The organism is Pseudomonas sp. XS1P51, assembly GCF_054897845.1.
Genome location: NZ_CM142707.1, coordinates 2953289 through 2968308 on the forward strand (window position 1 = coordinate 2953289; position 15020 = coordinate 2968308).

Genomic DNA, 15020 nt, shown 5'->3' on the forward strand with positions numbered 1-15020 from the left:
GAGTTCTGGAGAGTAAACGCTGTATTGGGGGGTGGTCGGGGGAATCGCGGGGTTCTTCAGGAAGGGTTCAGGATTCGGGATTTGTATCGTTTTTTCGGGCCCTATCGCGAGCAGGCTCGCTCCCACAGGGATCGTCTGTGAACACAGGTTTTGTGTAAGACAGAGATCCAATGTGGGAGCGAGCCTGCTCGCGATGGCGGCTTCGCAGACGCCGAGGATTTTAGCTGGCAGTGGCTAGCAACAAATCCATCACCGAACGACCATGCCCACGGGACTTGCCATGGTCATACAGGGAACCGGCAATCTCATCAGCGCGAATCGGCAGGATCGACAACAAGGTGTCGCTCAAGCCATGGCTCGCCTGGCAGAAGCCCTGCATATAGATGCCAGCCTTGCAGCGCTCGTCAGTGATCAGTTTGTAATTGCGATCAACCTCGAAATCGCCCAGGTACTGCTCCAGCGGCGCCAGCAATTTGCGGTGCATCTGGCGCTCGTAACCGGTGGCCAGCACCACGGCGTCGTAATGACGAACCGTCACTTCACCGGTGGCGTTGTTGCGCACGGCCAGTTCGATACCGCGCTCGGTGGCGGTGGCTTTTTCGACAGTGGTCAGGGTGCGGAACGCATGGCGCGCAATGCCCGAGACTTTCTGCCGGTAGAAGATGCCGTAGATGCGTTCGATCAGATCAATGTCCACCACCGAATAGTTGGTGTTGTGGTACTCGTTGACCAGACGCTCACGCTCGCTGCTCGCCTGCTGGAACACCAGGTCGGTGAACTCCGGCGAGAACACTTCGTTGACGAACGGGCTGTCATCCGCCGGCTTCAGCGCCGAGCCGCGCAGGATCATGTCCACCTGCACCGACGGGAAGCTGTCGTTCAAATCGATAAAGGCTTCCGCCGCACTCTGCCCGCCGCCGATGATCGCGATGCTCATCGGTTGGTTGTTCACGCAGGGCTGCTTGGCCATCTGCGCCAGATATTGCGAGTGGTGGAACACGCGACCGTCATCCTTGAGCGCCTTGAACGCTTCGGGAATGCGCGGTGTGCCTCCGGCGCTGACCACCACCGAACGGGTGCTGCGCACGTGTTGTTGACCCTGAGTATCGCGCGAGATCACCCGCAACGCCTCGACCTGCTGGTTGTGCAGCACAGGCTCGATGGTCAGCACTTCTTCGCCGTAACGGCTTTGCTCGGTGAATTGCCCGGCCACCCAGCGCAGGTAGTCGTTGTACTCCATGCGGCACGGATAGAAAGTGCCGAGGTTGATGAAGTCCACCAGACGACCGTGGTGCTTGAGGTAATTGACGAACGAGTAAGGGCTGGTCGGGTTGCGCAGGGTCACCAGGTCCTTGAGGAAGGAGATCTGCAACTCGCTCTGGGTCACCAGCGTGTTGCCGTGCCAGCGGTAGTCCGCCTGCTTGTCGAGAAACAGAACATCCAGTTCGCCCTGACTTGGCCCGCGCTCTTGCAGAGCGATGGCCAGTGCCAGGTTGGAAGGGCCGAAACCGATGCCGATCAGGTCGTGAACGATGGGCGATGCAATTGCCTGTGTCATTTCCAGTGTCCTCTGGATGAACCCCTCAACAGTGGGGAGTAAGCCTAAGTGACCTGACCGGCCTTGAGCAGGACAGCAGGTCGTCTGTTGATAGGGAACGAGGACAATGAAACAAAATTTAATATTGTTTTTTAGGAATCAGAACCGATCAGTGCGCATCCCATTGCAGCATCCGCACCCGGCAATGCTTCATCGCATTGACGATGTGTTTTTCTACCAGCGCCCGGGAAATACCCAGGTGTTCGGCGATTTCCGGATGGGACATCCCCTCGATCTTGCGCAGCAGGAAACTCTCGCGGCACAACCGGGGCAATTCCGCCAGTGCACGCTGGAGCATCTCCAGGCGCTGACCGTGATCGAGGCAATTGTGCGGGGATGGGGAGAAGTAACGCTCTTCGTTGTCGAGCACTTCCAGCGATTCGACCTGACGCAGGGCATTGCGCCGATGGTCGTCGATCACCAGGTTGAGCGCCGTGCGATAAAGAAACGCCCGGGGCTGCTCGATCGGCGTGTCGCTGGAACGCTCCAGGACCCGCAGATAAGCGTCATGCACCACATCTTCGGCCACCTGACGGTTGCCTAGCTTGGCGTTCAGGAAACACACCAGCTCGCGATAGTAGTTTTCCAACATGACTCCCGGCCGCACGGGTGCGGTTTCTGTCCTTGAGCCAGATCGACGACTGCCGAAATGGGCAGTGGCACGATAGTGGCAGTTCGAGGTGCGTAATTTATAGTAATTCTCATATAGATTTAAAGTGTTGCTTCGTCTTGCCCGACAAATAGTCATGATCTAGCGTTTGTACGCCGTTCTAAAGTAGGAGCTGCCGCAGGCTGCGATCTTTTGATCTCTAGCGCGATCAGGTATGCAGAGGATCAAAAGATCGCAGCCTGCGGCAGCTCCTACAGGTGTAACGCTATGTGTCCGCAGCTAAATTCCCCGCGACTTTTCTCGTATAAAGGACAGCTCCCCGTCTCTGTCGGCCCCCCGACAGCGTTCAGCTGTTGCCGGATTTTGTCCGTTGGCTGAGCGACGGGCCGATATTCATTGGCCGGAACCCTGCATGAAACGTCCCCGACACACCCGACGCGCCCTGCTTGTAGCACTTTGTCTGATCCCCGTTATCGCTATCGCCGCCTGGCAGGTCATCCCGCCCGGTCGCGACAAGTTCGCCACCGTGCCCGTCACCCGTGGCGACATCGAAAGCAGCGTCACGGCCCTGGGCACCCTGCAACCTCGACGCTATGTGGACGTCGGCGCCCAGGCGTCCGGGCAAATCCACAAGATCCACGTGGAAGTCGGTGACGTGGTCAAGGAAGGCCAGTTGCTGGTGGAAATCGATCCGTCCACGCAACAGGCCAAACTCGACGCCGGGCGTTTCTCCATCGAAAACCTCAAGGCGCAGCTCCAGGAGCAACGGGCACAGCACGACCTCGCCCGGCAGAAATACCAACGCCAGCAGAACCTCAAGGCCGGCGGTGCCACCCGCGAAGAAGACGTGCAGACCGCCGAGGCCGAACTGCGCGCCACCCAGGCCCGCATCGACATGTTCCAGGCGCAGATCCGCCAGGCCCAGGCCAGCCTGCGCAGCGATCAGGCCGAACTCGGTTACACGCGGATTTATGCGCCCATGAGCGGCACTGTCGTTGCGCTGGACGCCCGGGAAGGCCAGACCCTCAATGCCCAGCAGCAAACGCCGCTGATTCTGCGCATTGCCAAGTTGTCGCCGATGACCGTCTGGGCCGAAGTCTCGGAAGCCGATATCGGTCACGTCAAACCCGGCATGAACGCCTGGTTCACCACCCTCAGCGGCGGTAACCGGCGCTGGAAAAGCACCGTGCGGCAAATCCTGCCGGTGCCGCCCAAGCCTTTGGACCAGACCAGCCAGGGCGGTGGCAGCCCGGCCAGTTCGAGCAAAAGCGGCAGCGCTCGCGTAGTGCTTTATACGGTATTGCTGGACGTCGATAACGCCGACAACGCGCTGATGGCGGAAATGACCACCCAAGTATTCTTTGTTTCGGATCAGGCGAAAAACACCCTGACCGCGCCCATCGCGGCTTTGCAGGCCGGCACTGAAGCCAATGTACAAATTGCACAGGTCGTCGCCAAAAACGGCAGCATCGAGCAACGCGACGTTCGCACCGGCATCAGCGATCGCCTGCGGGTGCAGATTCTCGACGGTTTGCAAGAAGGCGATCACCTGCTGATCGGCCCGGTCGACGGGAGTGGCGGCTGAATGCAGACGCCCCTGATCGACCTGCAGGACATCCGCAAAGCCTACGGCGGCGGCGATTCACCTGAAGTTCATGTCTTGCGTGGCATCGACCTGTCGATTCACGCCGGGGAATTCGTGGCGATTGTCGGCGCCTCCGGTTCCGGCAAGTCGACGCTGATGAACATCCTCGGCTGCCTCGACCGCCCCACTTCGGGCGAATACCGCTTCGCCGGGGAAAACGTCGCCGCCCTCGACAGTGATGAACTGGCCTGGCTGCGCCGCGAGGCCTTTGGTTTTGTGTTCCAGGGCTATCACCTGATCCCGTCCGGCTCGGCCCAGGAAAACGTCGAGATGCCGGCCATCTACGCAGGCTTACCGGCGGCCGAACGCCACGCCCGCGCCGCCGCCCTGCTCGACCGCCTCGGGCTGGCCTCGCGCACCGGCAACCGTCCGCACCAGCTCTCCGGAGGTCAACAGCAACGGGTGTCCATCGCCCGCGCCTTGATGAACGGCGGCCACATCATCCTCGCCGACGAACCCACCGGCGCCCTCGACAGCCACAGCGGCGCCGAGGTGATGACCCTGCTAGACGAACTGGCGAGCCAGGGCCACGTGGTGATTCTCATCACCCACGACCGCGAAGTGGCGGCCCGGGCCAAACGCATCATCGAAATTCGCGACGGGCTGATCATCAGCGACAGCGCGCAAGACAACCCCGAGGTGCAAACCCCAGCCAATCCCGGTGCACTGCAAGCGGTGGATCTGCGCAAGCGCCTCACCGAGGGCGCCGAAGCCACCGGAGCCTGGAAAGGCGAACTGGTGGATGCCGTGCAAGCGGCCTGGCGGGTGATGTGGATCAACCGCTTTCGCACGGCGCTGACGTTGCTGGGGATCATCATCGGCGTTGCGTCGGTGGTGGTGATGCTGGCCGTTGGCGAGGGCAGCAAGCGTCAGGTGATGGCGCAAATGGGTGCGTTCGGCTCCAACATCATTTACCTCAGCGGTTCGTCACCGAACCCGCGAACGCCATTGGGCATCATCACCCTGGATGACGTCGCGGCGGTGGCGAGCTTGCCCCAGGTGATGCGCATCATGCCGGTCAACGGCCAGGAAGCCGGGGTGCGCTTCGGCAACCTCGACCATTTGAGCTACGTCGGTGGCAACGACACCAATTTCCCGGCGATCTTCAACTGGCCGGTGGTGCAAGGCAGCTATTTCACCCAGGACGACGAACGCAACGCCGCGGCGGTCGCCGTGATTGGCCACAAGGTGCGGACCAAGTTGCTCAAGGACGTCGCCAACCCGATCGGCCAATACATCCTGATCGAAAACGTGCCGTTCCAGGTGGTCGGCGTGCTCGCCGAAAAAGGCGCCAGCTCCGGCGACTCCGACAGCGACGACCGCATCGCCATCCCCTACTCCGCGGCCAGTGTGCGGCTGTTCGGCACCCACAACCCCGAATACGTGGCCATCGCCGCCGCCGATGCGCGCAAGGTCAAGGAGACGGAAATAGCCATCGAGCAATTGATGCTACGCCTGCACAACGGCAAAAAGGATTTCGAACTGACCAACAACGCGGCGATGATCCAGGCCGAGGCCCGCACGCAAAATACCCTGTCGCTGATGCTCGGCTCGATTGCCGCGATTTCGCTGCTGGTGGGCGGGATCGGCGTGATGAACATCATGCTCATGACCGTGCGCGAACGCACCCGGGAGATCGGTATCCGCATGGCTACCGGTGCCCGTCAGCGCGACATCCTGCGCCAGTTTTTGACCGAAGCGGTGATGCTCTCCGTGGTCGGCGGGCTGGCGGGGATTGCCCTGGCAATGATCGTCGGCGGCGTGCTGATCCTCAGCGAAGTCGCTGTCGCGTTCTCCTTGATAGCGGTGCTCGGCGCCTTCGGCTGCGCCCTGGTCACCGGTGTTGTCTTCGGCTTCATGCCGGCCCGAAAAGCTGCCCGACTCGACCCGGTCACGGCCCTTACCAGTGAATGATCTCTCCATGAAGCCGCAACTCAGCCTGCTGACCCTCTGCCTGTTGCTCGGCGCCTGTGGCAGTCCCGCCCAGCGTCCGGACAGCGGCATCCAGCCGCCTTCGTCCTGGCAATCGCCGCACACGCAAAGCGCCACGCGCAGCAACCTGCAGTGGTGGACGCAATTCGGCAGCCCGGAGCTTGACCGCCTGATCGAGCAGGCCCGTGTCGGCAGTTACGACCTGGCCGCCGCCATCGCTCGGGTGCGCCAGGCGCAAGCCGACACCGTGATTGCCGGTGGCACGCTGCTGCCGGAGGTCAAGGCCGGGGCGAACGCCAATCGGCAAAAGCTGTTGCGCGGCAACGGCTACAGCCAGCTCGATGCCGACGGCGATAACAAGGCCGTCGATTACTTCAACGCCAACCTCAGTGCCACTTACGAAGTCGACTTCTGGGGCGGCCAACGGGCGTCCCGCGACAGTGCGCAATTCGGCTTGCAGGCCAGCGAGTTCGATCGGGCGACAGTGGAGTTGACGTTGCTCAGCGGTGTCGCCAACACCTACGCGCAAACCCTGTCGCTGCAAGAGCAACGTCGCATCGCCGAGCTGAATCTGGCTAATGCGCAGCGCGTGTTGAGACTGGTACAGACCCGTTTCGACTCGGGCTCCGCGACCGCGCTCGAGTTGGCGCAGCAGAAGAGTCTGGTGGCTGCGCAACAACGGCAGTTGCCGCTGGTGCAGCAACAGGCTCAGGACGCATTGATCAGCCTCGCTGTCCTGCTCGGTCGGCCGGTTCAGGAATTACGCCTGGGTGGTGAGCGCTTCGATCAATTGTCATGGCCGACCATCGCGGCCGGCGTGCCCAGCGAACTGCTCAGCCGTCGCCCGGACATCGCCCGTGCCGAAGCGCAATTGTCCGCCGCACAGGCCGACGTCACCGTCGCCCGCGCCGCCATGTTGCCGGCCGTGACCTTGAGCGCCGACCTGGGTTCGGGCGCCGACCGCGCCGCCGACATTCTGCGCAACCCCTTCTACAACCTGACCGCCGGCCTGCTCGCGCCGGTCTTCAATAATGGTCGCTTGAGCGCCGAGCGCGACAAGGCCACGGCCCGCCAGGAAGAACTGCTGGAGACTTACCGTGGGGCGATCATCAATGGCTTTGCCGACGTCGAGAAAGCCCTGAACAGCATTCGCGGACTGGACGAACAGCGGCAGTGGCAAGGTGAGGAGCTGAACCAGGCGCAGACCGCGTTCAACATTGCGCAAAGCCGTTATGAGGCCGGGGCCGAGGATTTGCTGACGGTGCTGGAGACGCAACGCACGCTGTATGCAGCGCAGGATTTGAATGTGCAGCTGCGGTTGTCGCGGTTGCAGGCGAGTATTGCGTTGTACAAGGCGCTTGGGGGCGGGTGGCAGGCTTTGTAATGGTGGCGTCTATTCGACCGCCATCGCGAGCAGGCTCGCTCCCACATTTGATCGCATTCCCCCTGATGAAACGCGGTCGAGTGTGGGAGCGAGCCTGCTCGCGAAGAACGATAACCCGGTATCGCGGTTTAACTGGTAATCGGCTTGGCCTTCAAGTGCCGCGCATACCAAGGCCGCTGCGGCACCTTGCGGAACAGCTCCGTCAGTTTCTTCTCGTCATCGCCAAAGGTAATCCGCAACGCCAGTTTCATGGTTTCCGGGTCCATCTCCACCGACTTGCCCGTCTGCAACCCCGGCGTAGTGCTGCAACCATGGGTACTCGGGCCGAGCCATGGGTCGTCGATTTCGACCCAGCGACCGGGTGCGAACCACGGCACACCATTGACCTCCAGCCGACTGACCTCCCCCGGATGAAAGCGCTCGTGTGCGCGGAACCAGTCTTCCAGTCGATCATCGATCCAGCCGTGGAAATGCCAGAACACCGGGCTCACGTGGGAAGAAAACGGATCACCGAGGAAGTCGTTTTCCGGCGCAAACCAGCGCGCGGAAAAATCCGACGGATCCCGGGCGAACGGTACCGGTTGGCCGTTTGACAGATCACGTGGCACCGAGGCCCAGCGCATGTGCAGCCAGTCGTGCAGGCCCAGTTCGACTTCGGAACCGAACTGGCCCAAGGTCAGTTTCGACAGGTAGCGTGGATCGCGGTAGCGCGACTCCCAGACCTGAAAATTGCTGTGGTAAGTCTCGGCGGTCTTGATATCGCTGACCCATTGCGAGTACTCGGCATCGTCGTCGGCCAGCCACGTCGGCGGCAGCGCCGTGCCGTCGTGGTTGTCGAAATAGTTGGCGAAGCCGATGCGATCCCGCGCCAGTTCCGGCTGCGGCAACGGGAAGTGTTGCCACGACGGCAGGTCCTGCAGGGAGCGCGCCGTGCCGAGCATGTGCCGGTGCATGAAGAAAAAATCCACACCCGAGCCGTTGCGATCCTTGCGCGGGCCACGGGCATCACGCTCCTTGTCGCGCGGGCCGGGCTGCCAGCCAATGCCCCGCAAGGCGCCGCGCTTGTCTTCGGAGAGTGTGTGCCATTTGTCCCGGGAGGCATGCCAGAGCTGGTGAAACAGCCGATGCTCGGCGGACACCAGCCAGGCCAGCAGCGGAGCGTTAAGACCAGTGCGCTCGCGGGCTTCAGGGAATACGCGTTTGACCGCGATGAAGCGGTTATCCTGCGCGGTCAGCATCAGTGGACGATCCAGGTTCAACACCCGGCCACTGAGCGTGCCGCTGCCGGCGTTGCCGAAACCGGCCCAGACTTCGTCCAGCGCCATGCTGAATTCGTAATCCGGAGTGCCGTTGGCCGCCTTGGCGCTGACCAGCCGCCAGCTCAGTTGGGCTGGTTTGGCGTCCGCCAGATCGCCAAGCACCCGGTACCGGGGCTCTTCGCTCGAGCGCAAGCGTTCGGCGGTGTCGAGGAACCCGATCAAGCCACGACCTTTGTGCCCGATGTCGAGAAACACTTCCAGCCCGTCCCGTGGCAGGCCTTCGATGCCGGCGTCACGCCCCTCGAAACGAATCTCCCAGACACCGCGCAAGGTGTTCGCCAAATGCTGGCCGGCGACATCCGCGACGTCGAACGAAGCTTCGCCAGGGGTGATCGTCAGATCCGGTTTCGTCCATTCGCGATGCCCATAAAAAGCCGCAGGCACGGCGGCGCCAGTCAGCGCCAGGCCTGCCATGAACCATCGTCGAGAAATCGTCATTGCCCTACCTGTGTCAGCCATGAAGCAGGCTTTATCCAAGCTAGAACGTTTGTTGCGTCCAAAAATTTAAAAGCTTCGCGAGCAGGCTCGCTCCCACAGTGGACCGAGGTGTACGCAGGTGGGAGCGAGCCTGCTCGCGATGAGGCCGGTACAAACACCTAAATTATTGGATGGGCCACTCGTTCTTCCCAGATAGCAAAGGCCCCTGCGCACGTACCGGGGCGGCGAACCTGACTGAGACGGCAATGACAAAACCACGTTCGAAAAAGGCTCTTTACATCGGCCTGCCGCTGGCCCTGGCGATCAGCGCAGGTGCAGGCTTTGCGGCCTGGGATTACGGGTTCAAGGACAATCCCGGTTACCCGGTCAAGGTGATGAAACAGGCCGATGAACTGCAGGAGCGCATGCTCTCGTTCGACAGCCATATCACCGTACCCATGGACTTCGGCACCGCAGGCAACGAAGTCGACAAGGACGGCACCGGGCAATTCGACCTGGTCAAGACCGCACGCGGGCGCCTGTCCGGCGCGGCCCTGACCATTTTCGGCTGGCCGGAAATCTGGAACGGCGAAAACGCCCCGCACCGCCCCACCGCCGGCTTCATCGACGAGGCACGGTTCGAGCAGGAAACCCGCTACAAAATCATCAGCACGATGGTGCGCGACTTCCCCAATCAGGTCGCCATCGCCTACACCCCCGACGACTTCCGACGCTTGCACGGCGAAGGCAAGTTCGCGATTTTCATGAGCATGCTCAACGCCTATCCTCTGGGCAACGACCTGAACGCCCTGGACAAGTGGGCCGCTCGCGGCATGCGCATGTTCGGTTTCAGTTACGTCGGCAACAACACATGGGCCGATTCGTCGCGGCCGCTGCCGTTTTTCAACGATTCCCGCGACGCCCTCGGCGGCCTGTCGGCGATTGGCAAACAAGCCGTGCAGCGCCTCAACGACCTCGGCGTGATCATCGATGTCTCGCAGATGTCGACCAAGGCCCTGGAGCAAGTCGCCCGGTTGAGCCGTACACCGATGGTCGCATCTCACTCGGCGCCGCGAGCGCTGGTGGACATCCCGCGCAACCTCAGCGATCAGGAAATGCAGCTGATCAAGAACAGCGGCGGCGTGGTGCAGATCGTCGGTTTCCCGACCTACATCCGCCCGCTGAGCCAGGCCACCCAGGACAAACTCAACGCCCTGCGCGCACGCTTCGACCTGCAACCGCTGCAAGGCCTGGAGATGGCGCTGATGCCCGGCGATCCGATCATCACCGTCTGGTCCGAGCAACGTTTCGGCGAGTACGCCAGCCAGCTCTATGCGATTGTCGACGAAGAACCCAAGGCCACCCTCAAGGACTACGGCGACGCCATTGACTACGCGGTGAAAAAAATCGGCATCGACCATGTCGGCATCAGCTCCGACTTCAACGACGGCGGCGGCCTGGACGGCTGGAAGGATGTCAGTGAAGCCCGCAACGTCACCGCCGAGCTGATCAGCCGGGGCTACAGCGAGGCGGACATCGCCAAGCTCTGGGGCGGTAACTTCCTGCGGGTCTGGGACCAGGTGCAGAAGTCCTCCAAGCCTGTGGCCAAACGCTGATCCCCTCTTTTTGCAGAAGCGAACCGAGCTCATGACCAACCGTCGATCATTCCTCAAGCAGGCCGGCATTCTCGCGGCCGGCCTGCCCCTGGGTGCTGCCGTGAACCTGCCGGCGCTGGCCGCCAGTCCGGCACCGCTGCCCAAGGACAAATGGGCGCAACTGCGCCAGTTGTTCAATCAGGACCCTGATTACCTGCACTTCGCCAACTTTCTGGTGACCTCACACCCAAGACCCGTGCGTGACGCGATCGACCTGCACCGCGCCACGATTGACCGCAACCCGGGCCTGGCCATGGACTGGGACCTGCAGGAAACCGAGAAACGCGAACATAACGTGCGGGTCTGGGCCGGTCGTTACCTCAAGGCCAAGCCTGAGCAGATCGCCCTCACCGGCAGCACCACCGAAGGCCTGGCGATGATTTACGGCGGCATTCATGTGCGCCCGGATCAAGAAATCCTCACCAGCGAGCACGAACACTACGCGACCCACTACGCGCTGGATTACCGCCAGCAAAAGGACGGGGTCAAGATTCGCAAGCTCAAGCTGTTCGAGAACAGCCGCGATATTTCGGTGGATGAAGTCCTCGGCTCGATCGCCAAAGGCATTCGCCCGAACACTCGCGTGCTCGGCATGACCTGGGTGCAGTCCGGCAGTGGCGTGAAACTGCCGATCGGCGAGATCGGCAAACTGGTGGACGAACAGAACCGCAACCGTGAGGAAAAGGACCGCATTCTTTATGTGGTCGACGGTGTGCACGGCTTCGGCGTCGAAGACCTCGACTTCCCCGACATGCACTGCGATTTCTTTATTGCCGGTACGCACAAATGGATGTTCGGCCCGCGCGGCACCGGGATCATCTGCGCTCGCTCGGCCGAGCTCAAGGACGTGACGCCGACCATTCCGACCTTCTCCGAAGCCACCTCGTTCTCGACCATCATGACCCCCGGTGGCTATCACAGCTTTGAACATCGCTGGGCCCTGGACGAAGCCTTCAAGTTGCATCTGGACCTGGGCAAGGCCGAGGTCCAGGCGCGCATCCATGCCCTCAACACCTATGCGAAAAATCGTCTGCTGGAGCATCCGCAGGTCGAACTGGTCACGCCGAAAAGCCCGCTGCTGTCCGCCGGTTTCACCTTTTTCCGGATCAAGGACCGCGACTGTGAAAAAGTCGCCGCCCAACTGATGGAAAACCGCGTGGTTTGCGACGCGGTGGACCGTGACGTTGGCCCGGTGATCCGCATCGCCCCCGGCCTGCTCAACAGCGAAAACGATATCGACCGGTTCATGGCCGTGTTGAGCAAAACCGTATGACGCAGAACCCTGTGGGAGCGAGCCTGCTCGCGAAGGCGGACTGACAGCCAACATTGATGTCGACTGACACGCCCTCTTCGCGAGCAGGCTCGCTCCCACATTGGGCCTGGCGTGACACCCGTTTTTTTATATCGAGATAACTCATGTCCAGTGATCTGTTGCCCCGCCCGCTCAAGGCTCTCGCCCTCACCGCGCTCATGGCTGGCCTGCTGCCGACCACCGCGCAAGCCGCCGCCACTGCGCAACCGGGCAAAGTATTCAAGGACTGCCGGGACTGCCCGGAGATGGTCGTGCTGCCCGCCGGCACCTTCACCATGGGCACCCCGGACGATGAAGTCGGTCGTGAGCCCGACGAAGGTCCGATGCACGACGTGACGTTCGCCAGACCGTTCGCCATGAGCCGCTTCCAGATCACCGCCGGTGAGTGGGACAGCTACGTGCGCGAGAGCGGCGTGACCATCGCCAATGGTGACACCCGGCCCGGCCGCGAGTGCGTCGCCAGCAAGCCGCGCTATCCGCAAAGTCCGCGTCAGCCGGCGGTGTGCATGAACTTCGACGACGTGAAAAACTACGTCGCCTGGCTGTCGAAAAAGACCGGGCAGAAGTACCACATGATCAGCGAAGCGCAACGCGAATACGCGGCACGCGGCGGCACCAAAGGCCCGTTCCCCTTCCCGTTCGATGAGGGCAAGGAATACAGCATCGCCAAGCACGCCAACACCTATGGCCCGGCGGACGGTTACAGCTACAGCTCGCCGGTGGGCAGCTACCCGCCCAACGCCTTCGGCATGTATGACATGCATGGCAACGTCTACGAGTGGGTCGAAGACTGCGAACACCCGGACTACGTCGGCGCCCCTACTGATGGCAGCGCCTGGGTCGAGCCCAATTGCGAAGCGGTGCGGATTCGCGGCAACGACTGGGGTGAAGCCCCGGTGTTTTCGCGCTCGGGCAACCGCAATAGCCAGTACCCGCAAGAGCGTGGCGACTGGATGGGTTTCCGTATCGTGCGGGATCTCTAACCCAGAGTTTTCTGGATGACTGTGCTCTCTGTAGGAGCTGACGAGTGAAACGAGGCTGCGATCTTTTGATCTTGTTTTTAAGAAGCAAAGTCAAAAGATCGCAGCCTCGTTTCACTCATCAGCTCCTACAGGGTTTTGTGTGAAGCCAATGCTCCACCGCCAGTCGGCGACCTTGTAAATTAAGCCTTCCACCAGACGTTCTACTGGGTATCTGCCTTTACGACCCAAGGAACTGTCTTCCATGACCCAGCCAACCCGTGGCGCCATCGGCGAATTGTTCGCCCTGTTGAAACCCTTTCGGCTCATTGTCGCCGCGTCCATTTTCCTGGGCATGGTCGGTGGCCTGAGCGTCACGGTATTGCTGGCGACCATCAACAATGCCCTGCATTCGGAAACCGGCCTGACCCAGGGCGTCGTCGCCCTGTTCGCCGGCCTGTGCCTGCTGGCACTGGCCAGTTCGATCTGCTCGGACATCGGCACCAACTACGTCGGCCAGCACATCATCGCCAAGCTGCGTAAACAGCTGGGTGAAAAGGTCCTGTCGGCGCCGATCGAACAGATCGAACGCTATCGCAGTCACCGCCTGATCCCGGTGCTGACCCACGACGTCGACACCATCAGCGACTTCGCCTTCGCCTTCGCGCCGCTGGCGATTTCCGTCACGGTGACCCTCGGCTGCATGGGCTACCTGGCGATTCTGTCGTGGCCGATGTTCCTGATCATGGTCGCGGCGATCCTGATCGGCACGGCGATCCAGGCTTACGCACAAAGCAAAGGTGTGCAGGGCTTCATGGCCGCCCGGGACGCCGAAGACGAATTGCAAAAGCACTACAACGCGATTGCCGAAGGCGCCAAGGAACTGCGCATTCACCGCCCTCGCCGCCAGCGCATGTTCGTCTCGGGCATCAAGGCCACCGCCGAGTTCATCTGCAACACCCAGGTGCGCTCGATCAATACCTTCGTCATCGCCAAGACGTTCGGCTCGATGCTGTTCTTCGTGGTGATCGGCCTGGCGCTGGCGCTGCAAACCTTCTGGCCGAGCGCCGACAAAACCGTGATGAGCGGCTTCGTACTGGTGCTGCTGTACATGAAAGGCCCGCTGGAACATTTGATCAGCACCCTGCCGATCGTCAGCCGTGCGCAGATCGCTTTCCGCCGGATCGCCGAGTTGTCCGAGCAGTTTTCCACGCCAGAACCGCATCTGCTGCTGAGCGATCAGGGCAACGTCAAGCAAGCCGTGCACGAATTGAAACTGGCCGATGTGCGTTTCAGCTTCCCGGCGGCCGAAGGCGCCGCGCCGTTCCAGTTGGGGCCGGTGAATCTCACGATCAAGCAGGGCGACATCACGTTCATCGTCGGCGAAAACGGCTGTGGCAAGACCACGCTGATCAAACTGCTGCTGGGCCTGTACACGCCGCAGCAGGGTGAAATCCGCGTCAACGGCGAGGCAATCGACGCCGAAAACCGCGATGACTATCGCCAGTTGTTCACCACGATTTTTGCCGACTATTACCTGTTCGATGATGTGGTCCAGGGCGACACGCACATCCCCGAAGACGCCAACAAATACCTGCAACGATTGGAGATCGCACACAAGGTGAGCGTCAAGGACGGCAACTTCACCACCACCGACCTCTCCACTGGCCAACGCAAGCGCCTGGCCCTGGTCAATGCCTGGCTCGAAGAGCGTCCGGTGCTGGTGTTCGATGAATGGGCGGCCGATCAGGACCCGACCTTCCGCCGGATTTTCTACACCGAGCTGCTGCCGGACCTCAAACGCCTGGGCAAGACCATCATAGTGATCTCTCACGACGACCGTTACTTCGATGTGGCGGACCAACTGGTGCGCATGGAAAGCGGCAAGGTCATCACCGAGCTGACGCCGGCCTGATTACCGTTTTCACAGACCTGCGGGGCCCTGTGGGAGCGAGCCTGCTCGCGATGGGGCCATCACATTCACCATTGATGGCGACTGATCCACCGCTATCGCGACCAGGCTCGCTCCCACAGTTGGATCGGGCCAGCCCACTACCTCCGGTTTCTGCGCAGGTTTGCCCCCCTGAAATTTATTTTTCCGGTTTCTTTCCGGTTTTTCATTCGTGCTGCGTCTAATAATCATTCCTATTAACAAAAAACTCTGCACAACACTTTCTTCAGGAGCTCAGG

The 15020-nt window shown here is 61.4% G+C and carries 10 protein-coding genes; 7 read left to right on the forward strand and 3 right to left on the reverse strand.

Features of this window, described 5'->3' with window-relative positions; genetic code table 11:
* Positions 1–220 precede the first annotated feature (220 nt).
* Both ACYZUD_RS13765 and ACYZUD_RS13770 read right to left on the reverse strand, forming a co-directional pair.
* On the reverse strand, positions 221–1558 hold the full coding sequence (locus ACYZUD_RS13765) for a lysine N(6)-hydroxylase/L-ornithine N(5)-oxygenase family protein (RefSeq protein ID WP_462024489.1): 1338 nt from the start codon (positions 1556–1558) through the stop codon (positions 221–223).
* A gap of 148 nt (positions 1559–1706) precedes the next feature.
* Positions 1707–2189: a sigma-70 family RNA polymerase sigma factor gene (locus tag ACYZUD_RS13770; RefSeq protein WP_462024490.1), complete on the reverse strand. Its 483-nt coding sequence runs from the start codon at positions 2187–2189 to the stop codon at positions 1707–1709.
* 430 nt (positions 2190–2619) lie between these two features.
* Here ACYZUD_RS13770 and ACYZUD_RS13775 point away from each other — a divergent pair, with 430 nt between their 5' ends.
* From ACYZUD_RS13775 to ACYZUD_RS13785, 3 genes are read left to right on the forward strand one after another with little or no spacing between them, the layout of a single operon-like run.
* Entirely contained in the window at positions 2620–3792 is a 1173-nt protein-coding gene (locus ACYZUD_RS13775; RefSeq protein ID WP_462024491.1) for an efflux RND transporter periplasmic adaptor subunit, read from the forward strand.
* A complete protein-coding gene (locus ACYZUD_RS13780; protein ID WP_462024492.1) occupies positions 3793–5766 on the forward strand; it encodes a MacB family efflux pump subunit in 1974 nt (657 codons plus the stop codon).
* Positions 5767–5773: 7 nt separating this feature from the next.
* Positions 5774–7168 (forward strand): efflux transporter outer membrane subunit, encoded by a 1395-nt coding sequence (locus tag ACYZUD_RS13785; protein WP_462024493.1) that lies wholly within the window; start codon positions 5774–5776, stop codon positions 7166–7168.
* 128 nt (positions 7169–7296) lie between these two features.
* On the opposite strand, the gene pvdP is transcribed toward ACYZUD_RS13785, so the two are convergent.
* On the reverse strand, positions 7297–8925 hold the full coding sequence (pvdP, locus tag ACYZUD_RS13790; protein WP_462024494.1) for a pyoverdine maturation tyrosinase PvdP: 1629 nt from the start codon (positions 8923–8925) through the stop codon (positions 7297–7299).
* A 245-nt stretch (positions 8926–9170) separates the two neighbouring features.
* Here pvdP and pvdM point away from each other — a divergent pair, with 245 nt between their 5' ends.
* The 4 genes from pvdM (at position 9171) to ACYZUD_RS13810 (ending at position 14745) form a co-directional block, all read left to right on the forward strand.
* On the forward strand, positions 9171–10520 hold the full coding sequence (pvdM, locus tag ACYZUD_RS13795) for a pyoverdine-tailoring dipeptidase-like protein PvdM (RefSeq protein WP_462024495.1): 1350 nt from the start codon (positions 9171–9173) through the stop codon (positions 10518–10520).
* 31 nt (positions 10521–10551) lie between these two features.
* Complete coding sequence (pvdN, locus tag ACYZUD_RS13800; RefSeq protein WP_462024496.1) at positions 10552–11832, forward strand: pyoverdine-tailoring periplasmic protein PvdN; 1281 nt, start codon at positions 10552–10554, stop codon at positions 11830–11832.
* A 143-nt stretch (positions 11833–11975) separates the two neighbouring features.
* Complete coding sequence (gene pvdO, locus ACYZUD_RS13805; protein ID WP_462024497.1) at positions 11976–12854, forward strand: dihydropyoverdine dehydrogenase; 879 nt, start codon at positions 11976–11978, stop codon at positions 12852–12854.
* Between the two features lie 241 nt (positions 12855–13095).
* Positions 13096–14745, forward strand: a complete 1650-nt coding sequence (locus ACYZUD_RS13810; protein ID WP_462024498.1) for a cyclic peptide export ABC transporter — start codon at positions 13096–13098, stop codon at positions 14743–14745.
* Positions 14746–15020 lie beyond the last annotated feature (275 nt).

Bases quoted from the DNA above. Each gene is read 5' to 3' on its own strand.
- ACYZUD_RS13785 (WP_462024493.1), top strand. From the start codon at position 5,774: ATGAAGCCGCAACTCAGCCTGCTGACCCTCTGCCTGTTGCTCGGCGCC.
- ACYZUD_RS13780 (WP_462024492.1), top strand. From the start codon at position 3,793: ATGCAGACGCCCCTGATCGACCTGCAGGACATCCGCAAAGCCTACGGC.
- ACYZUD_RS13765 (WP_462024489.1), bottom strand. From the start codon at position 1,558: ATGACACAGGCAATTGCATCGCCCATCGTTCACGACCTGATCGGCATC.
- ACYZUD_RS13775 (WP_462024491.1), top strand. From the start codon at position 2,620: ATGAAACGTCCCCGACACACCCGACGCGCCCTGCTTGTAGCACTTTGT.
- ACYZUD_RS13770 (WP_462024490.1), bottom strand. From the start codon at position 2,189: ATGTTGGAAAACTACTATCGCGAGCTGGTGTGTTTCCTGAACGCCAAG.
- ACYZUD_RS13810 (WP_462024498.1), top strand. From the start codon at position 13,096: ATGACCCAGCCAACCCGTGGCGCCATCGGCGAATTGTTCGCCCTGTTG.
- pvdO (WP_462024497.1), top strand. From the start codon at position 11,976: ATGTCCAGTGATCTGTTGCCCCGCCCGCTCAAGGCTCTCGCCCTCACC.
- pvdN (WP_462024496.1), top strand. From the start codon at position 10,552: ATGACCAACCGTCGATCATTCCTCAAGCAGGCCGGCATTCTCGCGGCC.
- pvdP (WP_462024494.1), bottom strand. From the start codon at position 8,925: ATGACGATTTCTCGACGATGGTTCATGGCAGGCCTGGCGCTGACTGGC.
- pvdM (WP_462024495.1), top strand. From the start codon at position 9,171: ATGACAAAACCACGTTCGAAAAAGGCTCTTTACATCGGCCTGCCGCTG.